We start from the raw sequence: 21132 nt of genomic DNA, 5'->3' as shown, positions 1-21132 counted from the left end.
GTTTTATTGTATTGTCTTTATATATCCCGGAACGTTTATTGAATGTTCCGGGATATTTTTATTTATAAATAATCTTAATTGTTTCTCAGAAATTTCCATCCCAACTTTTTCTTCTTTTTTTGTGTTTTTCAATTTTGTGAAAATAAAAACAGGCTTTTGAATTTCAATTTCAAAACTTTGTATAATTTGCAAATTATCATGGGTTTAGCTTCATCCATCCAATCATTTGACAAAAAATTCCAGAATCAATATCTCGAACCCTCCTGGGGTTGGGGATTACGTGTGGCTTTGTCTGTAACGGTGCCCTTGATTTGGGGGGCTGTATATGGCAAAGGGAGTGGGGCAGAATGGATGGCTATAGCAGGCGAATGTGTTTCTTTTATAGAGCTAAAAGGTAATATTGGTCAGCGTGTAAGGCTTTTATTAAGTGCTTCTATATTATCCGTGTTGTTTTGTATTGTTGGTAGTATTGCCGGAAATATAATATGGATAGGGCTTCCCGGCATTTTCATTGTTGGGTTTTTAAGCGGGCTGTTTAAAAACCTTGGCGACAGGGGAATGGGTCTGGCATTAAGTGTTTATATCTTTTACATCATAGCAAGCGCTTATCCGGTAGCGGATGGTGCAGAATTATGGGCCCGTTGCGGATGGGTGGCTTTAGGCTCATTATGGACCGTCATTGTCGGACTTTGCAGCTTTTTGTTTATAAGAATCGGGACGCCTTACCGCCGTACAATTGCCGCCATCTGGAGATCGGTCGCAGCATTGGCTCAAACTACAGGTAAAGGCCTGGACGGAAGGCATACAAGAAGTTCTGTAAGGGAAATTTACCTGAAAGAAAAAGATGTGAGGACTGCAATTGATAATTCTTTGTCGTTGTTTGAAGAAACCTTAGATCAGGTAAATAAAAAGCATAAAGATAAGTATGCATTAGCGCAATCGAGAAGAATAGCATCCCTTGTAAGTTTACATATTATTCAGATAAGTGAGCTTACGGAGCAATTGACAAAGCATACCAGTAACAGGCAATTTACCCTTCAGTTTTATAGCTTGTTCAGAACGATTGAACAGATTGGAGAGCGTATGGATATCTTTCTGTTGACTTTAAAAGAGGAAGAGCGAATCCTTGTAAGCAGCCGTATAGACAGGTTGAAAAAACTTTCGTTGTTTATTGCGGAACAACCTGAAGCGAAGATGCCCGTACTGAGCATTTTAGTGAAGAAAATCCTGGTATTGACAGACAGGGTAATCAAACTGGTAGATAAATCACTGGATGTTTTATCAAAGCCTGATGAACAGCGGGTTTACAGATCTTATTCTTTTATCCAAACACTGAATATTCTTCATCCGAGATATCTCACCAGTAATATTAAGCAACTTTTTAATCCTGATAGGGTTACAACGAAATATGCGCTAAGAATCGGTGTGGCTGCGTTTATCGGTGCTTTGATAGGATTTCTTTTAGCGGAAAACAGCTTTTTCTCACTTTGGCTGCAACAACATTACGGGTTTACGTTAATTGAATTGCACCATCACGGTTACTGGATACCTTTTACCACAATCATTGTTTCGCAGCCCTACTTTGGTGCCACATTGAAAAAAGGTATTGAACGTACTATCGGAACGTTGGCAGGTATCATAGTCGGGACTGGATTTCTGATGTTGCCTTTTCCCGACTTAAGCAGGTTTATATTGGTTTTTGCAAGCTCTGTATTCCTGATTTATTTTTTAAGGAGGCAATATTCCGTTGCCGCATTCTTTATAACATTAATGCTGGTAGGGCTTTTGGCTATCGAACCGACTTTCAATGAAGGGTTAATGTACGCCCGTTTATTTTGTACAATTATAGGTTCCGTATTAGCTATATCTGCAGGCTTTCTTTTATTGCCCGCATGGGATAAAAATGAATTGCCCAAGTTTCTTGCCGAAGCTTTTATTTCCAATTTTGCTTATTTCAGGGAATCCTTTTACAACCTGGAATATCAGACGCAATGGACCAAACTGAAGCGTACTGCGGAGACCAAGAATAGTAATGCATATGATTCCTTCACGCGTTTTATGCAGGAAATGAGGGGACGCAGAAAAGGCTATGCCAATTATTATTACATGTTGACACACAATGTAAGGATAACAAGAGAGCTGAATAATTTTCATAGTGAAACGGAGCTGGAACAGGAAAAGGTTCCTATTCAGGAAAAAACTAAATATTATCAAATGCTGAATGAATGTGATGATTTATTCAGGGAAAATCTGAGATTAATTATCAAAGCAGGTAATAAATACGTAAATACAGAGCTTACAAAAACTTTTCCTGAAAATGGTTTTGCCAATATTACACCAACGGAAAATCAATTAGTTTTCGTTGAAAAAGTACTGATTGAATTGAAGGCTGTTCGGGCTGGTCTCTCTTCTCATTAATTTACGTTCTTATCTTATTTATTTTAAGAGTTTGGTTAAAAACTCGTTCTCCTTTTTAAGATAACAAAAAAGTAAAATCATTGAAATTTTAATAAAATCAAAGCCTAATGTAAACGATTGCTTAATAGCAATACAATAACGTGTAACCTCGTACAGGCAATGCTTTCCGTGTATAACTTTGGTTAAAATTAATTTATAAAACAATGAAAAAAGTAACAGCCGCATTAGTAGCACTAATGTTTTTAGGAAGCGTTTCCTTCGCTCAAACAACTGATAAAAAGGCCGATGCGCCAAAAACAAAAACAGAAAAAAAAGCTGAAAAAAAAGCAGAGAAGGCTGAGAAAAAGAAAATGGATAAGAAAACGGACGCCAAAGCTGCTCCGGCTAAGTAAAATTAAAAACCGACCATTACGGTCGGTTTTTTTTATTCATTTATTTACCGGATTTTTCAAGTTTAAGAAATAAATGCAGAAATCAAAAAAAACAATTGTCATAATCGTGTCTTTTTTTTCTATTGTCTTTATAATGAAGTAAATTTGCGTTCTGTTTCGCAAAGGAGGATAAAATTTTCTTGATTCATCTAAAAATTTTGTTCCCAGAAAACCCAAAAGAAGTATTATATTTCAAACATTTATATTTAATTATGGCTTTCGACTTAGATCTCATCCAAAAAGTGTATGCTGAAATGCCGGGTAAAATTCAAATTGCCCGTCAATTGCTTGGACGTCCGTTGACCTTAACGGAAAAAATTCTTTACTCGCATCTCGATAAACCTGCAACTTCCATTCTGGAGCGTGGTAAGGCTTACGTAGATTTTCGCCCGGATAGGGTAGCGATGCAGGATGCAACGGCGCAAATGGCGCTGCTTCAGTTTATGACTTGCGGGCGCGATAAAGTTGCTGTACCATCTACAGTGCATTGCGATCACCTGATTCAGGCAAAAGTGGAAGCCGATAAAGATTTACAGGTTGCTGTTGACTCTAATAAAGAAGTATATGATTTCCTTTCTTCCGTATCTGATCGTTATGGTTTAGGTTTCTGGAAAGCAGGTGCAGGTATCATTCACCAGGTTGTGTTGGAAAACTATGCATTTCCGGGTGGTATGATGATTGGTACCGATTCCCATACACCTAATGCAGGTGGTCTGGGTATGATTGCTATTGGTGTTGGCGGTGCAGATGCTTGTGACGTAATGGCTGGTCTTCCATGGGAACTTAAAATGCCGAAATTGATTGGTGTTCACCTTACAGGTAAATTGAATGGCTGGGCTACTCCGAAAGACATCATCCTTTGGGTGGCAGGTAAATTAACTGTAAAAGGTGGTACCGGAGCGATTGTTGAATACTTTGGCGAAGGCGCTAAAAATATTAGCTGTACTGGTAAAGGTACTATCGGTAACATGGGTGCTGAAATCGGGGCTACAACTTCTACTTTCGGTTACGATGAATCAATGGAGCGCTACCTGCGTGCAACAAGCCGTGCAGCAATAGCTGATCTTGCAAATGGTATCAAAGAACATCTGACCGGTGATCCTGAAGTTTATGCCAATCCTTCTCAATACTTTGATCAGGTTATTGAATTAGACCTTTCTACTTTAGAGCCATATATCAACGGACCATTCTCTCCGGATTTGGCTACGCCGATTTCTAAAATGAAAGCTGCCGCCGAGGCGAACGGATGGCCTACTAAATTGGAAGTTGGTCTGATCGGTTCCTGCACCAACTCTTCTTATGAAGATATAAGCCGTGCTGCAAACCTTGCTGAACAAGCGGTTGAAAAAAACTTAAAAGCTAAAGCTGCTTATACCATTACTCCGGGTTCTGAATTGGTTCGCTATACTATCGAGCGTGACGGCTATATCGATACTTTCGGTAAAATCGGCGGTACTGTATTTGCAAATGCCTGCGGACCTTGTATTGGTATGTGGGCCCGTGAAGGTGCTGACAAAAAAGAAAAAAATACTATCATCCATTCTTTCAACAGAAACTTTGCTGCACGTCAGGATGGTAACCCTAATACTTATGCATTCGTAGGTTCTCCTGAGATTGTTACTGCATTGGCTATTGCCGGTGATTTAACTTTTAACCCGTTAACTGATACATTGACTAATGAAAACGGAGAACAAGTAAAATTGGATGCTCCGACAGGCTATGAATTGCCGACCAAAGGTTTTGCTGTTGAAGATGCAGGTTTTCAGGCTCCGGCAGAAGATGGCAGCAGCGTTGACGTAAAGGTTTCTCCGGAATCAGACCGTTTGCAGCTATTACAACCATTCCCGGTTTGGGAAGGTACAGACCTTAAAGGTTTGAAACTTTTGATTAAAGCAAAAGGTAAATGTACAACGGATCATATTTCTATGGCTGGTCCATGGTTAAAGTTCCGCGGGCATCTGGATAATATCTCTAACAATATGTTGATTGGCGCTACCAATTTCTTTAACGAAAAAACAAACAGCGTTAAAAACGAATTGACAGGTGAATATCAAGGCGTTCCTGATGTACAACGTGCTTATAAAGCAGCTGGCATCGGTTCCATTGTTGTAGGCGACGAAAACTATGGTGAAGGTTCGAGCCGTGAGCATGCTGCAATGGAGCCACGTCATTTAGGTGTACGTGTGGTATTGGTTAAATCGTTCGCGCGTATTCATGAAACGAATCTTAAGAAGCAAGGAATGTTAGGTGTTACCTTCCATGACAACGAAGATTATAACAAGATTCTGGAAGATGATACTTTCGATGTTTTAGGCCTTACTACTTTTGAACCGGGCGTTCCATTGACTGTGGTAGCGCATCATGCCGATGGTACAAAAGATGAAATTCAGGTTAATCACACTTACAATCAGCAACAAATTGAATGGTTCAAGGCAGGTTCTTGCCTGAACGTAATCCGTAAAGAATTCGGAGTTGCTTAAGTGTTCTAAGTTCTATATTAAAAATGGCTGCATCAGGTGATGCAGCCATTTTTTTTATGAAATGCGTTTTTTTTTAATTTTCTAAAGCCTGTAAAATATCTGCAAGAATATCATCTCTATGCTCCAGTCCAACAGAAATGCGGATTAAACCCGGTGTAATATTAACCGCCAATCTATCCTGTTCTGATAATTTTGCATGGGTTGTACTTGCAGGATGCGATGCTATACTTCTTGTATCACCAAGATTTGCTGTCAATGAGAGCATTTTAAGGTTGTCAAGAAATTGCCTGCCTGCTTCGAGCCCGCCTGATAACTCAAAACACAAAATACCGCCTCCGTTTTTCATTTGCTTTTTCGCAATATCATATTGAGGGTGACTTGGAAGAAAAGGATACTTCAGCCAGTTCAGTTTAGGATGATGTTCCAGTTTTTCGGCTAAAAATAATGCATTGTTGGAGTGGCGCTCCATGCGTACATCCAGGGTTTCAAGGCTTTTGCTTAATATCCATGCGTTAAATGGCGAAAGCGAAGGCCCCATGCTTCTGCAGAACAAATAAATGTCATTGATAATGGATTTTTTACCTGCAACTACACCTGCCAAAACCCTGCCTTGTCCGTCCAGCCATTTGGTGCCTGAATGAATAATGATATCCGCACCATATTGTACAGGCTGTTGCGCAATTGGCGTAGCAAAACAATTATCAACTACAAACAGCAAGTTATGTTTCTTAGCAAGCATGCCCAGCATTTCCAGATCTAAAATATCCAGACCCGGATTGGTGGGCGTTTCTACAAAGATCATTTTAGTATTTGGCCGGATGGAGGCTTCCCAGGTTTCCGGCTTGTCTGCTTCAAAATAATCGTGTTCAATACCATACTTCGGAAGGTATTTATTGATAACCGTATGCGTACTTCCGAAGATAGCATTGCAACTCAATAAATGATCGCCTTGTTTTAACAAAGCAAGAAAGACAGAAGAAATGGCGCTCATGCCGGAAGCCATAGCATAAGCGGCTTCCGTACCTTCCAATGCTGCCATTTTATCTGTAAATTCCGTTATGTTGGGATTGATGAAACGGCTGTAAATATTGGCTTCTTTTTCATCGGCAAACGCAGCACGCATGTCTTCAGCATCTTCAAAACAAAAACTGCTTGTAAGGAATAACGGAGTTGAATGTTCCATCTGATGCGTTCTTGGAGTCTGAAGTCGTATTGCTTTTGTAATTGGATGCATGATTATAAAAAGAAAGAAATTAATGAAAGATTTAGAATTACAGATGAACAGCATAGGTTATCTCACAACCTGCGCGCCGCAACGTTTCGGCTACCGAACAATATTTATCGATAGACAATGCCGCTGCACGGTTAACCTTGTCGGCATCAAGTTTGTCACCTTTCAATATAAAATCGATATGCGCTTTTATCCAAAGTGCAGGAATTTTGTCTTGTTCTCTTTCTGCTGTAACTTTTAATTCAAAGCTGTCGTAGGACTGTCTTTGTTTTTCAAGAATGTCGACAATATCAATACCACTGCAGGTTCCCAGGCCCATTAATAAAGATTGCATGGGCCTTACGCCGGTACTTACGGCTTGCAGCTGCGGTCTTTCTACACCGTCCGGCACAGATTGGAAATTCACCTGATTGGTTGCTTCGTCAGTTGCAGTAAAAGTTCTGTTAGCTATATGATAAACGATGTGTATTGCAGGCATAAAATTTATTTGGTGTAAAATTAAGGTTCAAGCTATTACATTTGCGCATTATTTTCTTTTCCGAAAAATAAGTACATGGAGCATCATTTTCATTATCCTCATTCTTTTTCATTAGAGAGCGGACAGACCTTGCCCGAACTGCGTATTACTTATCATACCTATGGAAAACTGAATGCAGCAAAGGATAATATTGTCTGGATATGTCATGCATTAACGGCAAATGCAGATGTTATGGATTGGTGGAAAGGCCTGATACATGAAGGTGCGCCTGTAAATGAACAGAAACATTTTATTATTTGTGCGAATATCCCCGGTAGCTGTTATGGAAGTACAGGACCTTTGTCGGTAAATCCCGAAACAGGAAAGCCTTACTACGCAAGCTTTCCGGATATAACCATAAAAGATATGGTGAATGCACACATGCTGCTGAAAGCACATCTCGGCATTGAAAGAATCTGCTTATTGATTGGTGGCAGTATGGGCGGTTATCAGGCTATGGAATGGGCTTTGATGGAACCTGAAACCATTGAACGATTGTTTTTACTGGCAACATCGGCAGCAGAAAGTGCGTGGGGCATCAGTATTCATACTGCACAAAGATTAGCGATAGAAGCGGATGGAAGCTTTGGTGAAGATGACGACAATGCAGGTGCAAAAGGTTTGAAAGCGGCCAGAGCGGTCGGTATGCTTACTTACAGAAATCATCTTCTGATGAACCGGCAGCAAACGGACAACGATATTGAAAAACTGGATAATTACAAAGCGTCCGCTTATATCAGTTATCAGGGCGATAAACTGGTGAATAGATTCAATGCATACAGTTATTGGAAATTGACCAAAGCTATGGATTCACACAATATAGCAAGAGGTCGGAGCACAAACCTGGAATTGGCTTTGAAGCAAATTACACAACCTGTTTTATTGATTGGAATCAGCAGCGATATTTTGTGCCCGGTTGCCGAACAGGAATATATGGCATTGCATATTCCGGATTGCAGGTATGAAGCAATTGATTCCGAATATGGGCATGACGGATTTCTGATAGAAACAGCAGCTATAAACGGAATTTTAGGTGATTGGTTTTAAAACCAAAGCTTTAATACAAATGCAAAAGCGCATATTATGTTTGAATATGCGCTTTTTGTTTATCAATAAATGAATTGATTACATTTTGTATTCCTGTGCTTTGAATGCTTCTACTTTTTCAGCAATGGCATTATCGCTCAAAGCGAAAATTCTTGCACAAAGCACTGCAGCATTACGCGCACCTGCTTTACCTACAGCCAATGTACCTACTGGCAAACCTGCAGGCATTTGTACGATAGAGTATAATGCGTCGATACCGCCTGGTAAACCACCATCCAAAGGAACACCCAATACCGGTAAAGATGTGTAAGCAGAGCAAACACCCGGTAGTGCAGCGGCCATGCCGGCAGCAGCAATTACAGCGCCAAAGCCGTTAGCTTTAGCACTTTTCATTAATTCGGCTACCTTATCCGGATTACGGTGTGCAGAAGCAACCACCATTTCGTTTTCGATACCAAACCAGTTAAGCCAGTTTTGACTTTCCTGCATCACGCTTTCGTCCGTTTTGGAACCCATGATAATCATTACTTTCATAAGCTTCGATTAGTTGAGATTGTATTTAAAATTGAAATTTTGTTTATTGTATGAAGTAATGCCCCTTGACTTTACTTCCGGAATTGTGCAAAAATAATGCTCATTTTCCTGATTACGAACTGTATTTTTGTATTTCCTATGAAATCATACTTAAAAGATAAAATTATAGTCATTACCGGCGCATCTTCCGGCATTGGCAAAGCCCTTGCCTATATTGGCATTTCAAGCGGTGCAAAGGTTGCCGTTTGCGCAAGAAATATCGATAAACTTCAGGATGCATTTTCGGATACAGAAACGAAATCTTTATTGCTTTACAAAGCCGATGTAGCTGAAGAAAAAGATTGCGAATCATTTGTACAGGCCGTAATGAAAGAGTGGGGCAGCATTGATATTTTGATAAACAACGCAGGCATGAGTATGCGCGCCATGTTTGATGAGCTGGATATCAAAGTGCTGAAAGAGCTGATGGATGTAAACTTTTGGGGAATGGTTTATATGACCAAATTTGCTTTGCCGTTTATTAAAAAATCGAAGGGGACTATTGCAGGTATTTCTTCCATTGCAGGTTACAGAGGGCTTCCGGCAAGAACAGGCTATTCGTCTTCCAAATTTGCCATGCAGGGTTTTTTAGAATCGTTAAGAACAGAGTTACTGCATACGGGTGTCAATGTGATGTGGGCTTCTCCTGGCTTTACGGCTTCCAATATCAGGAATGTAGCATTAGGTGCAAATGGTAACGCGCAAAAGGAAACACCTTTGGCAGAGGATAAACTTATGTCTGCCGAAACCTGCGCCGGTATTATCTATGATGGCATTCAGCAACGTAAAAGGACACTTGTAATGACGACGCAAGGTAAAGCTACTGTCTTCCTCAATAAATTGTTCCCGGGCTTTATGGATAAAATGGTCTTCAATCATTTTGCCAAAGAAGCCGGAAGCCCTTTGAAGAAAGGAAATTAATAAAACATATCCTGAGCCTTACAGATACGACGCTAAAATGGACCTGAAAAAATTTGAGCAGCTTGCCGAAGAATATCGCCCGGAACTGGAAACATTTCTGGATAAGCTTGATGAAATTGTACCGCGCGGATTCCCGAGAATTATTGCAGAAGAAGACGCTAAAGTCTGGCAGGAAGTGGATTGCAAGCAATGTGCCAATTGTTGTAAGACCATGACTCCTATATTTACCAAGGCAGATATCAAACGTATTGCCACACACCTGCGTATGACTCCCAAAGCCTTTTTTGATAAATGGCTGATGGTGGAAGACGATACCGGCAGTGTTGTAAATGTGCAGCAGCCATGTCAGTTTTTAGTTGACAATATGTGCAGCATTTATGAAGTGAGGCCCAGAGATTGCGCAGAGTTCCCGCATCATAATAAAAAGCCTTTTGACTTATACAATGATACTTTCAAACAAAACCTGCATCGTTGCCCTGCTACGTTCAATTTAATTTACAGGCTTAAAAACAGGATTGAAACAGAGTATGAATGGTAAATCTGAATGAGTGAAAAAGGGTTATAGCATTGGCTTTTAATAATCTTAAAATTTTTCTTGTAAAATTATTTGGCAAATAAAAGCCCAGCACTTACCTTTGCATCCCAATCAACAAATGGCGCGTTGGTCAAGGGGTTAAGACGCCTCCCTTTCACGGAGGAATCACGGGTTCGATTCCCGTACGTGCTACGAAAATAAAGCCTTCCATCTGGAAGGCTTTATTTATTTTCTAAGACTTGCTTTAGATTATAGCGTCTTCATGTCAATTACAAATCTGTAACGAACATCACCTTTAAGCATTCTTTTATAAGATTCGGTGATGTCTTTGATATCAATCAATTCAATATCAGAAACAATATTATTGGCTGCACAGAAATCAAGCATTTCCTGAGTTTCCTGAATGCCGCCAATACCTGAACCGGCCACGCTCTTTCTTCCGCCCAATAGTGCAAAAGGATGAATGGAATAAGGATTGGATGGTACGCCAACACATATATGCACGCCATTTGTTTTTAACAGCGACAAATACATGCCCATGTCATGATCTGCAGAGACAGTATCCAATATAAAGTCAAAAGAACCTTTTACAGATGCAAGCTGATCAGCATCTGAGGTTACTACAAAATTGTGTGCGCCTAAAGCTTTGGCTGCACTTTCTTTTGACGCAGATGTACTAAGTACGGTCACTTCAGCACCAAAAGCTACGCCAAATTTCACGGCCATGTGTCCTAATCCACCCAAACCAAGTACTGCCAGCTTATGCCCCTTGCCAACCTTCCAGTGGCGTAAAGGAGAGTAAGTAGTGATACCTGCGCAAAGCAGTGGTGCTGTTGCAGCAAGAGGAAGTTTATCTGAAATATGAAGTACAAATTCTTCACGAACAACAATGGTATCTGAATAGCCACCATAAGTCGGTACGCCATCGCGGCCCATACTGTTGTATGTTCCGGTGTTTCCTTCAAGACAATATTGTTCCAGGCTTTCTTTACAGTTTTCGCAAACCTGACAGGAATCAACCATGCAACCGACACCTGTTAAATCACCTACTTTAAAGTTCTTTACGTGGTAGCCTACTTTTGTTACCCTTCCCACAATTTCGTGTCCGGGAACCATCGGGAATATACCGGGGAACCAATCGTTTTTTATCTGATGAAGATCGGAATGACATACTCCGCAATATAAAATTTCAATCTGAACGTCGTGTGCGCCGACATCCCTGCGCTCAAATTCCCAGGACGCCAAATCAGTTTCAGCATTTTGTGCTGCGTATCCTTTTGCTTGTATCATTGTGTGTTTTGTTTAGAGTCTCAAAGCTATGGAAACGTTCATAGCAATAGATATAAATTTCATTACGATAGTATAAATTTTTTTTACAACAACTTTGTCCGGATTTTAATTATGAAGCATAGTTCCATCAGGAATTATTTTTAAAAACTCATTTTAAATGGAAAACTAAAGCTTAAATATTACCTTTGCGAACCAATAAATAACGGCCGCGTAGTTTAATGGATAAAACGAAGGTTTCCGGTACCTTTGATGTGAGTTCGATTCTCGCCGTGGCTACTGAAGGAAACACCACATCACCGGTGCTCAGGAAGCCCTGAAAAATCAATGATTTTTCAGGGCTTCCTTTATAAAATTTGCCGGAAGCAATACTATAATTGTCAGTAACTCGTTAATGCAATGGAAATTCCCCTCATGAAAACTTTATGATTCGACAAAAAACACTTTTTTTTTGCCTCCTTATTTTATTATCCGGTGTTGTTACATGTTTTTCACAGGAAAGAAAAACGCCTGATGAAAAACCGGTTTTTCTCCTGAAAGGTAAGCTGACCGATGTCAGTAACGGAGCCATTTTGCGGGATGCTACCGTTTCTGCTGTTTATGAAGATAAAAATGCATTTTCAGATGCCAACGGACAGTTTGCGCTGAAGCTGGAACACGATACCGCTACCGTCCGCATTTCATATATAGGCTTCCAACCCGTAGATACTTTTGTACGTTTTGATAACAGCACTTTATTGTATTTTTCGCTGAAACCTGCCGACGCCAACAGCCTGCAGGAAGTTGTTGTTTCCGGTGTTCAGGAAATTCAGAAGACATCGCAGATGGGCCGGATTTCCATTCCTATCGCACAGATACAATCAATGCCTAAATTTTTTGGCGAAGCCGATGTAATGAAAACTTTGCAGACTTTACCAGGCGTGCAGCAGGGTAGCGAAGGCTCTACTGCTTTGATTGTGCGCGGCGGCACGCCTGACCAAAACCTCATTCTGATTGATGGTACGCAAATTTACAATCCTTCGCATCTGCTCGGCGTTTTTTCGTCTATCAACACCAATTTCCTGCAAAGTGTGGATATGTACAAAGGCGCTTTTCCCGCACGTTTCGGCGGAAAGCTTTCTTCCGTTATTGATCTCAAAACCAAGCAGGGCGATATGTATAAGTTTCACGGCAATGCTTCGCTCGGACTTATTATGTCTCAATTAACCCTCGAAGGCCCGATATGGAAAGGGAAAACTTCGTTCATTATTTCGGGCCGCAGGACTTATCACGATTTGTATGCCGGACCCATTATCCGATCTATGGAGACGGATGTAAAGAAACTGGCATTTTATTTTTATGATTTGAACGCCAAAGTGCATCACCGTTTTTCGGACAGGGATTATTTAGACCTGAGCCTGAATATTGGTACCGATAATTTTAAAGTAAAGACAGAAACAGAAGATAATTACAGCGGCGGTTCCAGTGTCTCTAAAATGAATACGGGCATCTACTGGAACAATATTGTCAGTAACCTTAAATTTCACCACGATTTTTCTTCCAGACTTTCGGGAGATGCGGCTTTAAGCCTTACAAGGTATAAGTTCTCCACAAACATTGGTAATCAGGAAATTGAAAACGGACTGACCAACTATAATTACAATCTCGGCTTACAATCAGGTATTCTGGACTATACCGCAAGAATGGATTTTGATTATGCACCCAATACCAATCATGCCATAAAATTCGGTATGTCGGGTACTTACCATACTTATAATCCTACTTCCCATTTTGAAAAGCAGCAGAATGACACGGCTACTATTATTGATAATGTGGTCGATTCAAAGATTTTTGCTTCTGAACTGGATGCCTATATAGAAGACGACTGGCAAATTTCAGACAAGCTCAAAGCCAATATTGGTTTGCATGCCAATGCTTTTATGGTACAGGATAAAATGTATCCTTCTTTGCAGCCACGCATCAGCGCTCGTTATCTTTTGCCAAACGATATAGCCATCAAAGCTTCCTTTGTACGGATGAATCAGAATATTCATTTATTGTCGAGCAATTCGCTTTCGCTGCCTACGGACCTTTGGGTACCTGCTACCAAAACTATTTTACCCGAAAAAGCCAACCAGATTTCCCTGGGCATTGCAAAGAATATTTTCAAAAATAAAATAGAATTTTCGCTGGAAGGTTATTACAAACAGATGGACAATGTGGTGGAATATAAGGAAGGTTCCAGCTATCTGAATGCCATAACCGAATCGAACTGGGAAGACAAAATAACCAGCGGGAAAGGGTATAGCTACGGCGCGGAACTTTTTCTGCAAAAGAAAACGGGGCGGTTAACGGGCTGGTTCAGTTATACGTTGGCATGGTCCAACCGTAAGTTTGACGAAATTAATGCGGGCAAAATGTTCCCTTATAAATATGACAGAAGGCATACCATAAATCTTGTGGGCATTTACAAGCTTAAGAAAAACATTGAATTATCGGGCGCATTTACGTTCCAGAGCGCAGCGCCTTTCAGTATTCCTACTACTTCATTTGAAGGGATTTATCAGCCGGGTTACAACCCTTATCCTCCCAATGTTCAATATTATCCGCAAAGAAACAATATCAGGATTCAGGCAAACCATCGGTTGGATATAGGTATTTCTTTTATCAAGGAAAAAAAGAATGGCAACGTCAGGACCTGGAACATCAGTGTTTATAATGCTTACAACAGGCGGAACCTGTTTTTCTACGACATTGATAATTATACAAAATCTACAGTGGAAATCAGCGGTTACAGCATACTGCCCATTCTTCCGAGTATCTCCTACAATCTTAAATTTTAATACAGTTCCGTAATGTATAAGCTTCTTTCCATTTGTTTGCTATCCGTTTTTATATTTTCCTGCGAAAAGAAAATCTCCATTCCCTTGCCTGATGAACCGACAAGGCCGGTATTAAACATTTTAATGAATCAGGACAGCGCCGTTGTGGCAAGGGTGACTCTGTCGGGCCGGAACGAATATTTTGGAGGAAATAATAGCTTCACAGAACCCGAAGAAGCTGTGCTGAAGCTTTATGAAAACGATATTTACCTGGAAACATTGCATAAAATGACTGCTGTCAATAGCTATGACAGTACTGTAATCTATAAGAGCAATGCTAAGGTAATTGCCGGCAGGCGTTATAAAGTTACCCTCGAAATTCCGGGTTACGACATGGCAGAAGGGGAGAACATGATACCGGATCGGGAGCAAATGGAAATAAGCGACAAATCCATATTTTTCACGCCGACGGAATACGGTTACAACAACACTAACTTCAGGTTTACGATTACCAATAAGGGAAGCACCACGTTTAATTACAGGTTCAGGATGTATACCGACAGTACTTATTATGTAGATCCGGTGACAAACGACACGGTTTATGATAATTATAGCGCTGCCATAGCCATTAAAACGCAGAACAATGAATTGTCGATTTTCGGCGACAGTTATGTGGATCCCACAATCGGCGGCATCTATTCCGTTAAGGCATTAAATCCGGGAGAAAGCAGAATTGTTACAGTAACGGCAGAAAACGTGAGCTTCTATAACGGCAGGTTTATTCTGGAAGCATCTGTGCTGACGGACGACAGTTATAATTATCTGTTCAGCCTGAATAACATTTTAAAGAACCACGACGACCCGACAGCCGAAAAGCAAAATGTGATTTGTAACGTAAAGAATGGTTTTGGAATAGTGGGAGGCATAGCCATTCAGAAAGCAGTATTCAAATAAGGTACTTAGTATTTAATGATAGTGGGGTGTGTTGCGCAATTTTCTATTTAACATAATATAAATTATGGGACGAAAGAGTCAAGATGAATTTTGAGACATATAGCATATTTATTATGAAAAGATATTTTCCTTCGCCGATTAACATTGGAGTTGCTGCTTCGTGAAATACACAATAAGGTTAGTAAAGAGTAATCACAAATAATTTTCAAAAAGAAACCCGGCACCAATCTGCCGGGTTTCGAAAAAAACTGTCGTTATCTGATTTCAAGTTTTTTCGCAGAAACAACTCTGCCATCCGCTACAATTTTGCAGATATACATGCCTGATTTTAACCTGTCAACTTTAATCTCTTTTGGTACGTTAAGCTGAACTGATTCACGATGAACCTGCACACCGGACAAATTTATAATTACCAATTCACAGGTAGTTGTCTTTAATGTTCCGGTCGGATTGTCGATATTGACCGTAATTATGCCATCAGCCGGATTAGGAGCTATAGTGGTCATAACTTCATCCACATGTTGCTTTTCTATGTTGTTGTTATTGCTGTTCACCTTGGATTGCAAAGATGCGGGACCTTCTTCCTGAATCTGAGACCCGTCATAACAGCCGCATTTTCTTTCGCTCCATTCAGAGAAACAAGCACCGTTTACAGCCCGTACTCTCCAGGAATAGCAGGAAGTCGGCGCAAAAAGTAAAACATTGTCTGTTACAACATGAATTACTCCGTACTGTGGTCCGGTTCTGCAACACTTAGGATCACCATAAAGAATTTCAACATGATAACCGGTTGCACCTGATACGGATTCCAGGAAAGCAAGTTCTTTCTCTGTGCATTACAACAGTTTAAATTTTTAGGAACATGTAATTCATCACCGGAAACCTGAATGCGGCCACATAACTGAAGTGCTGTATATTGACCAAAATTATTTACATCTACTTCAATTGTATTGAGGCCGTTCATCACTGTCGGAGTGCTGGTCATGGAACCGGAACTGGTATGCGTAATGCCTGCGGGTACGGTCTGTGGATTACCATTAACCCTCACTGCTGTCAACGAGTTGTCAGCGGCCATAAAGTTAAAATTTAACACAGCTGTCGGGTTTATTACACAGTTATCGACAGTAAACTGCATGCGGTACGTGAAAATTCCGGTAGTACCGGGTGTGGGAATAATATTGTTCGCTGCATTCAGCCAGGGCGAAATCCATCTTCCGCAATTATTGTGAACATAAGTATTGGGGTATGTGGTACTTCCATTTTGTAATACGCCCGTTGATATCCTTACGGGATTAAAAGTTCCACCTGGTAATTTAAGTGTCCAGATAGGGTCATTCGTCCCTATAGCACCTGTTCCTGTAGTGAGATTAAAAATCTGTGCACCTGCGCTCATCGGAAGAAATAAGCCCATCAGCATCATTGCGATGATAAAATTGATTTTTTTCATAAACTTAAATATTTAGGTTACGCCTACTCTAATAAAAACGACGATGCATAACATTTTCGGCATCCGGATACACACCGTTTTTAACAGCATTATTTACAGAAGGAATGATGGTAAGGATTCAATAAAAATAAAATAGCAGCTAATACCCTATCGTCCGATTCCGTAACGATGGAAAACTTTATTATGACAGGCAAGCATGCAAACTATTTTATGCAGAAAGGGTCTTTAATTCAACTTAAAATCAGAAATGGGTTATTAAACCTGATTCGATAAAATATGATAATATTAATATTCCAAGCCGTAAAATCTTATTTTAAGACAACACGGAAGATATATTTTGTTTACAATAGTATCATAATTTCATTTATAATCAATATTGTGATGATTTTTTATGTTGCATTTCAAATGTAGTGAGAATTTATATTTTATTCATTTTTTTTAACAAAAAAATATCAGATTACGCTGAAGTGATGTTTTTAATAATTGATAATCTCAAATGTTATTAGCCTTGGGTAACTAAATAGCCTGTGGATTTGCCAAATTTTACGAACCCTGAAATGCAATACCAACCATAACGGTGCAAGCATTAGCGCCGCTTAGCGAATATCAGGGTTAACCCTGATATTCCCGTCCATCACTGATTTTGGCACGAAATTTGGAATAGTTATGAAATGCGGCCTTGAATTGATATTTCTCAACCAAAGGCGCTTTTTATTAACAATCTAAATGATAGAAAAATGGCAAACGTCATGCAAAACCGCATCAATGCGGTACTCGAAGTAGATCAAATGCAGGCAATTAAAGACTGTATCAACAGCCTTATCGAATTACTGCCTGAAGCCGGCAACCTCACACTTACCGACGATGAAAAAGGCCAGCTCGCCTCGCTCGATGTCGATAACAAAGTATTTGTGGAAGATGTTATCAATGAATGCGCCAACAATGGCGCGGGCATTATTCCCGCAGTGATTAACCCGGAGTTTATTAAAAGCGACCTCCGTTTGTTCGAGCAGACGGATGAACTGCACAGTATGCTGACCAAAGCCCTGGAAGTACTGGAAAACCTGCGCCGCATAGCTGCCAGCGAAGCTTACGGTTTAAGCAATGTGGTTTACAAAATTTTTGCTGTGGCTGCAGCAAGCGGCATTCCTAATGCACAAAGCAGCTACGAAAAGCTGAGAGCAAGGTATAAGGATAACGGTAGCGGTGGTGGTGCAACCCCGCAGAAAGCCATCTAAGTCAACAGGTCAAATCAAAAAGCATCATCCCCAAGGGGATAATGCTTTTCTTATGTCGGCATGATTCCGATTATTAAACAATTTTGATAACAATGGTAATAAAATTGACACTATAATTAACTTATTTGTTAGTTTAATTAACTTATTTGTTAATTTAATTAACTTATTCGACAATTTAATTAACTTATTTGACAATTTAATTAATTTATTTGATAATTAAATTAATTTATTAGCCACCTTAATTAACTTAAATGTAAATTTAATTAACTTATTTGTAAATATAGTTAACTAATATGACAATTTTATTAACTTATATGAGCATTAAATTAACTTTTATGGTAATTAAATTAACGTGTATGATACTTTAATTCTCATAAAGATGAATTTTATTCACTTTCATGTGAATAATAGTTACATTTTCAGACCATTTAATTAACTTATTTGACAATTAAATTGACAAATAAGTTAATTAATTTCACTTTTATGAGAATTCTATTTACATTTACGGACCATTTAATTAACTTATTTGAGCATTAAATTCACATTCAGGTTAATTGTAGTGTCAGCATACATTCATTATTTTAAATAATATCATTACAGCAATATGGAAAATCAGCCATTGCCCCCTATCGGGCCTATTCTTGAAGCGTATATTAAGGATAACCGCACTTATAAAGCCGCACTGGCACGTGCCTTAAACGTCAGCCCTCAAAACCTGATAAGGATGCGGAAGCAGGATGATTTGTCTATGGGCCGGCTCTGGCAATTGAGCCATATCCTGAGGCACAATTTCATTGGCGATATAGCGGCAAAACTCCCGGCCGACTATACAGGCGCCATGCAGGAGGCCCTTGCCGAAAAAGACAAAGCAATTGCGGCTTTGCAAAGCGAACTGGAAGCCATGACAAAAGAAAGAGATATTTATAAAGATCTGGTGAAACGATAAGTTGAGGTAGTGCCTGAGCTTGTGGAAGCCATCAGCCCGAGGGGAGTAACCCATGCCTAAAGCCCCTCTACCCTATGCCTGATGGTAAGCTTGTTACGCTCCGTAATGACTTCTATATGCTGACCGGGGCGAAAGCCGCAGTCCTGCAGCCATTTGCCTATCAGCCTTATTTCGGGGTAAAGCACCACATTACTGCCGTTGCGTAGCCCGGTGCTTCGGCAAAATATTTTATCGTACACTTTTAAGGTGCGTACCCGCAGCTTATTGTTTTGTTTCTTTATGTTTACCATATAAGTAGATTTTAATTGCAGGACAATAGTAGCACGACTTACAGGCATATTCAAGTGGGCGGCGGCATATTTCAGTGTGTGAAGCAGGATAATTTACCTGCTTTATCAACAGGCTTTTTTATGAAAGGAAAAACCCTACATTTGAGTTCCTTAAAAAAAAATCTAACCAAAGCTCCTGAACAGGAGCTTTTTGCAAATGTCTTTATGAAAACCCTGTTATCGCTTCTGCTCCTTTCCGCAACCTGTTTTACACTTACAGCACAAACCCCTAACCGATATTATCCTTCCGTTCAGCATATTTTCAATGCGCCGGAAGATAAGATGATGAACAAGGATTTTGATTTTTTCAATAACTGGATCAAGAAGGGCGCACAATATGTGTTTAGTAAAGACCTGCAGACATCCGGAAGTTCCAATGGCGATGCTGCTTTTTATAGCTTGTCATTGGTATTCCGTAAGGATTCTGTTTTTCAATTCGGCAATTCGGGGTTCGAACTGAAAATACGGACCGATTCATCAGGCATTGCCACACCTGCTGTTCTTATACAGCAGCAATACAAAATACTGGCCTATCTCAGAAGTTTCAATCCCGATACGTACAACCCTGCCGACCTGAAAAATAAATTTCAACTGGGCTTAATGATCTACAATATTTCGGAAGAACAGGCAATGGCAAATTTCTTAAACAATTTTATTGTCGCAGATAAAAAGCATGCAGGTACGCCCCTGCAACAATTGAAAAACGACCTTAAACAGAAAAAGAAGATCAACCTCGTGTTTGATGAAGCTAAAGACGAGAAGATATTACAAAAAATAGCTACACAGATATATGAGCAATCGAATGTTTATAGCTCCCAGGCGCTGTATGATTTGTATATCCAATCGGCTACTGCTACGGCGACATTGCAAAAATTCAATCAGTTTTTCAGGTCTATGGTAGCTACAAATGCATCGGAAGCAATAGACGAAACCGTTGCTTATAACCTGCAGGCAACCTTCCCTAAAAAAGATGTCAGTGTCCGGATTGCAGAAAAGTATATTGCCGTTTTTAATAAGGAGGATACATTAACGCCTCAAAAAACGGCACTCAGTTTATCACTCAGAAGTGTAAGCCTGACAACCGTCCGTACAACGGGCCAAAAATATATGAAGATCAATCTGGCATTTAATCCCGATAAAGATGACAACCGGATGTTCAAAATAATCAATGTATTGCCCAAAAATAAAGTACCGGCTTATCTTTCATCCTTTACTTACCCGGTAAACAGCCTCGACAGTATAGAGTTGAGGGTGTATGAAGATTATCTGGAAGGCGATATTTTTATAAAGCAAAATCCCTCAGGCTCAGATATAGCAAGATTACCCTTCTTAAGTCAAAAATTTTCGTTGAATTAATACGTTCCGGCAGGCAGGATTTTCGCCCTTGTTGGTGTTTTTCACCAACAAGCCGATAATTTACCTGCTTGCTGACAGGCTTTTTTATGAATGAAAAAACTTACATTTGAGTTTCGAAAATACAGCAATACATGGACAAGAAAATACACGAAGGCAGAAATGTGAAACGCTTCAGGGAAATGATGGGCATAAAACAAGAGGCGCTGGCCTTTGACCTGGGCGAGGACTGGAACCAAAAGAAAATATCGCTGCTGGAGCAAAAAGAAACCATCGATACTACCCTACTGCAACAAATAGCCACTGTACTGAAGATACCTGTGGAAGCTTTTCAGAATTTTGATGAGGAACAGGCGGTGAATGTGATTGCGAATACTTATTCTTTTCAGGATTTTAAAGACAATGCGGTTGCTTCGGGATTTAATTATCAGCCATCCTTTAATCCTATTGATAAAATGATTGAATTGTATGAACGTATGCTTCAACAGCAAAAGGAAATGATTGAGAAGTTGGAGCGGTTAATTAAAGAAAGATAGTTCTTAAAAGAAAGGAAGAGTAGATTTGTAAATCATTGGTAAAAATGACCTCGAAACAAAAAAATGTATGTTTTGTCTTCTGAAAACT

At 39.8% G+C, this 21132-nt stretch carries 20 protein-coding genes and 2 tRNA genes; 14 read left to right on the top strand and 8 right to left on the bottom strand.

Annotated elements, in window-relative coordinates; genetic code table 11:
• Positions 1 to 3 precede the first annotated feature (3 nt).
• Positions 4 to 192 (bottom strand): hypothetical protein, encoded by a 189-nt coding sequence (locus F0919_RS16665; protein WP_150033923.1) that lies wholly within the window; start codon positions 190 to 192, stop codon positions 4 to 6.
• A gap of 6 nt (positions 193 to 198) precedes the next feature.
• Between F0919_RS16665 and F0919_RS16660 the strand changes: the two genes are divergently transcribed.
• The 3 genes from F0919_RS16660 (at position 199) to F0919_RS16650 (ending at position 5329) form a co-directional block, all read left to right on the top strand.
• Positions 199 to 2418 (top strand): FUSC family protein, encoded by a 2220-nt coding sequence (locus F0919_RS16660; protein ID WP_150033922.1) that lies wholly within the window; start codon positions 199 to 201, stop codon positions 2416 to 2418.
• Positions 2419 to 2621: 203 nt separating this feature from the next.
• A complete protein-coding gene (locus F0919_RS16655; protein ID WP_150033921.1) occupies positions 2622 to 2810 on the top strand; it encodes a hypothetical protein in 189 nt (62 codons plus the stop codon).
• A 251-nt stretch (positions 2811 to 3061) separates the two neighbouring features.
• Positions 3062 to 5329, top strand: a complete 2268-nt coding sequence (locus tag F0919_RS16650) for an aconitate hydratase (protein ID WP_150033920.1) — start codon at positions 3062 to 3064, stop codon at positions 5327 to 5329.
• Positions 5330 to 5402: 73 nt separating this feature from the next.
• Here the strand turns inward: F0919_RS16650 and F0919_RS16645 are convergent, their stop codons facing one another.
• Complete coding sequence (locus F0919_RS16645; protein ID WP_150033919.1) at positions 5403 to 6563, bottom strand: trans-sulfuration enzyme family protein; 1161 nt, start codon at positions 6561 to 6563, stop codon at positions 5403 to 5405.
• Positions 6564 to 6600: 37 nt separating this feature from the next.
• On the bottom strand, positions 6601 to 7038 hold the full coding sequence (locus F0919_RS16640; protein ID WP_150033918.1) for an OsmC family protein: 438 nt from the start codon (positions 7036 to 7038) through the stop codon (positions 6601 to 6603).
• A 75-nt stretch (positions 7039 to 7113) separates the two neighbouring features.
• Between F0919_RS16640 and F0919_RS16635 the strand changes: the two genes are divergently transcribed.
• Complete coding sequence (locus F0919_RS16635) at positions 7114 to 8124, top strand: homoserine O-acetyltransferase family protein (RefSeq protein ID WP_150033917.1); 1011 nt, start codon at positions 7114 to 7116, stop codon at positions 8122 to 8124.
• Between the two features lie 78 nt (positions 8125 to 8202).
• Here the strand turns inward: F0919_RS16635 and purE are convergent, their stop codons facing one another.
• Positions 8203 to 8658, bottom strand: coding sequence for a 5-(carboxyamino)imidazole ribonucleotide mutase (gene purE / locus F0919_RS16630; protein WP_150033916.1), 456 nt, complete (start codon positions 8656 to 8658; stop codon positions 8203 to 8205).
• A gap of 138 nt (positions 8659 to 8796) precedes the next feature.
• Between purE and F0919_RS16625 the strand changes: the two genes are divergently transcribed.
• The 3 genes from F0919_RS16625 (at position 8797) to F0919_RS16615 (ending at position 10345) form a co-directional block, all read left to right on the top strand.
• Positions 8797 to 9618 carry an SDR family oxidoreductase gene (locus F0919_RS16625; protein ID WP_150033915.1) on the top strand — a complete coding sequence of 274 codons (822 nt, stop codon included), beginning with the start codon at positions 8797 to 8799 and terminating at the stop codon, positions 9616 to 9618.
• Between the two features lie 37 nt (positions 9619 to 9655).
• Complete coding sequence (locus tag F0919_RS16620) at positions 9656 to 10156, top strand: YkgJ family cysteine cluster protein (RefSeq protein WP_150033914.1); 501 nt, start codon at positions 9656 to 9658, stop codon at positions 10154 to 10156.
• A 117-nt stretch (positions 10157 to 10273) separates the two neighbouring features.
• Positions 10274 to 10345, top strand: a tRNA-Glu gene (locus F0919_RS16615).
• 57 nt (positions 10346 to 10402) lie between these two features.
• Here the strand turns inward: F0919_RS16615 and F0919_RS16610 are convergent.
• On the bottom strand, positions 10403 to 11443 hold the full coding sequence (locus tag F0919_RS16610; protein WP_150033913.1) for an NAD(P)-dependent alcohol dehydrogenase: 1041 nt from the start codon (positions 11441 to 11443) through the stop codon (positions 10403 to 10405).
• 204 nt (positions 11444 to 11647) lie between these two features.
• On the opposite strand from F0919_RS16610, the gene F0919_RS16605 reads away from it, so the two are divergent.
• The 3 genes from F0919_RS16605 to F0919_RS16595 all read left to right on the top strand — a co-directional run bounded on the left by F0919_RS16605 (position 11648) and on the right by F0919_RS16595 (position 15195).
• Positions 11648 to 11719 (top strand) — tRNA-Arg (locus F0919_RS16605).
• A gap of 146 nt (positions 11720 to 11865) precedes the next feature.
• Positions 11866 to 14262 (top strand): TonB-dependent receptor, encoded by a 2397-nt coding sequence (locus tag F0919_RS16600; RefSeq protein ID WP_150033912.1) that lies wholly within the window; start codon positions 11866 to 11868, stop codon positions 14260 to 14262.
• Between the two features lie 12 nt (positions 14263 to 14274).
• Positions 14275 to 15195, top strand: a complete 921-nt coding sequence (locus F0919_RS16595) for a DUF4249 domain-containing protein (protein WP_150033911.1) — start codon at positions 14275 to 14277, stop codon at positions 15193 to 15195.
• A 254-nt stretch (positions 15196 to 15449) separates the two neighbouring features.
• Here the strand turns inward: F0919_RS16595 and F0919_RS16590 are convergent, their stop codons facing one another.
• Together F0919_RS16590 and F0919_RS16585 are read right to left on the bottom strand one after the other, a co-directional pair.
• Positions 15450 to 15749 (bottom strand): T9SS type A sorting domain-containing protein, encoded by a 300-nt coding sequence (locus tag F0919_RS16590; RefSeq protein ID WP_150033910.1) that lies wholly within the window; start codon positions 15747 to 15749, stop codon positions 15450 to 15452.
• Between the two features lie 167 nt (positions 15750 to 15916).
• Entirely contained in the window at positions 15917 to 16642 is a 726-nt protein-coding gene (locus F0919_RS16585) for a hypothetical protein (protein ID WP_150033909.1), read from the bottom strand.
• Between the two features lie 737 nt (positions 16643 to 17379).
• On the opposite strand from F0919_RS16585, the gene F0919_RS16580 reads away from it, so the two are divergent.
• The gene (locus F0919_RS16580; protein ID WP_150033908.1) at positions 17380 to 17880 is read left to right on the top strand and encodes a hypothetical protein; all 501 of its coding nucleotides are present in this window, start codon (positions 17380 to 17382) and stop codon (positions 17878 to 17880) included.
• Between the two features lie 604 nt (positions 17881 to 18484).
• Complete coding sequence (locus tag F0919_RS16575) at positions 18485 to 18826, top strand: hypothetical protein (protein ID WP_150033907.1); 342 nt, start codon at positions 18485 to 18487, stop codon at positions 18824 to 18826.
• A 56-nt stretch (positions 18827 to 18882) separates the two neighbouring features.
• Here the strand turns inward: F0919_RS16575 and F0919_RS16570 are convergent, their stop codons facing one another.
• Complete coding sequence (locus tag F0919_RS16570) at positions 18883 to 19164, bottom strand: SymE family type I addiction module toxin (protein WP_150033906.1); 282 nt, start codon at positions 19162 to 19164, stop codon at positions 18883 to 18885.
• A 156-nt stretch (positions 19165 to 19320) separates the two neighbouring features.
• Here F0919_RS16570 and F0919_RS16565 point away from each other — a divergent pair, with 156 nt between their 5' ends.
• Entirely contained in the window at positions 19321 to 20511 is a 1191-nt protein-coding gene (locus F0919_RS16565) for a hypothetical protein (protein WP_150033905.1), read from the top strand.
• Positions 20512 to 20642: 131 nt separating this feature from the next.
• Positions 20643 to 21044 (top strand): helix-turn-helix domain-containing protein, encoded by a 402-nt coding sequence (locus F0919_RS16560; RefSeq protein WP_150033904.1) that lies wholly within the window; start codon positions 20643 to 20645, stop codon positions 21042 to 21044.
• Positions 21045 to 21132 lie beyond the last annotated feature (88 nt).

Source organism: Taibaiella lutea, from assembly GCF_008629695.1.
Taxonomy (GTDB): Bacteria; Bacteroidota; Bacteroidia; order Chitinophagales; family Chitinophagaceae; genus Taibaiella; species Taibaiella lutea.
This window is presented reverse-complemented; position numbering and strand designations above follow the sequence as displayed.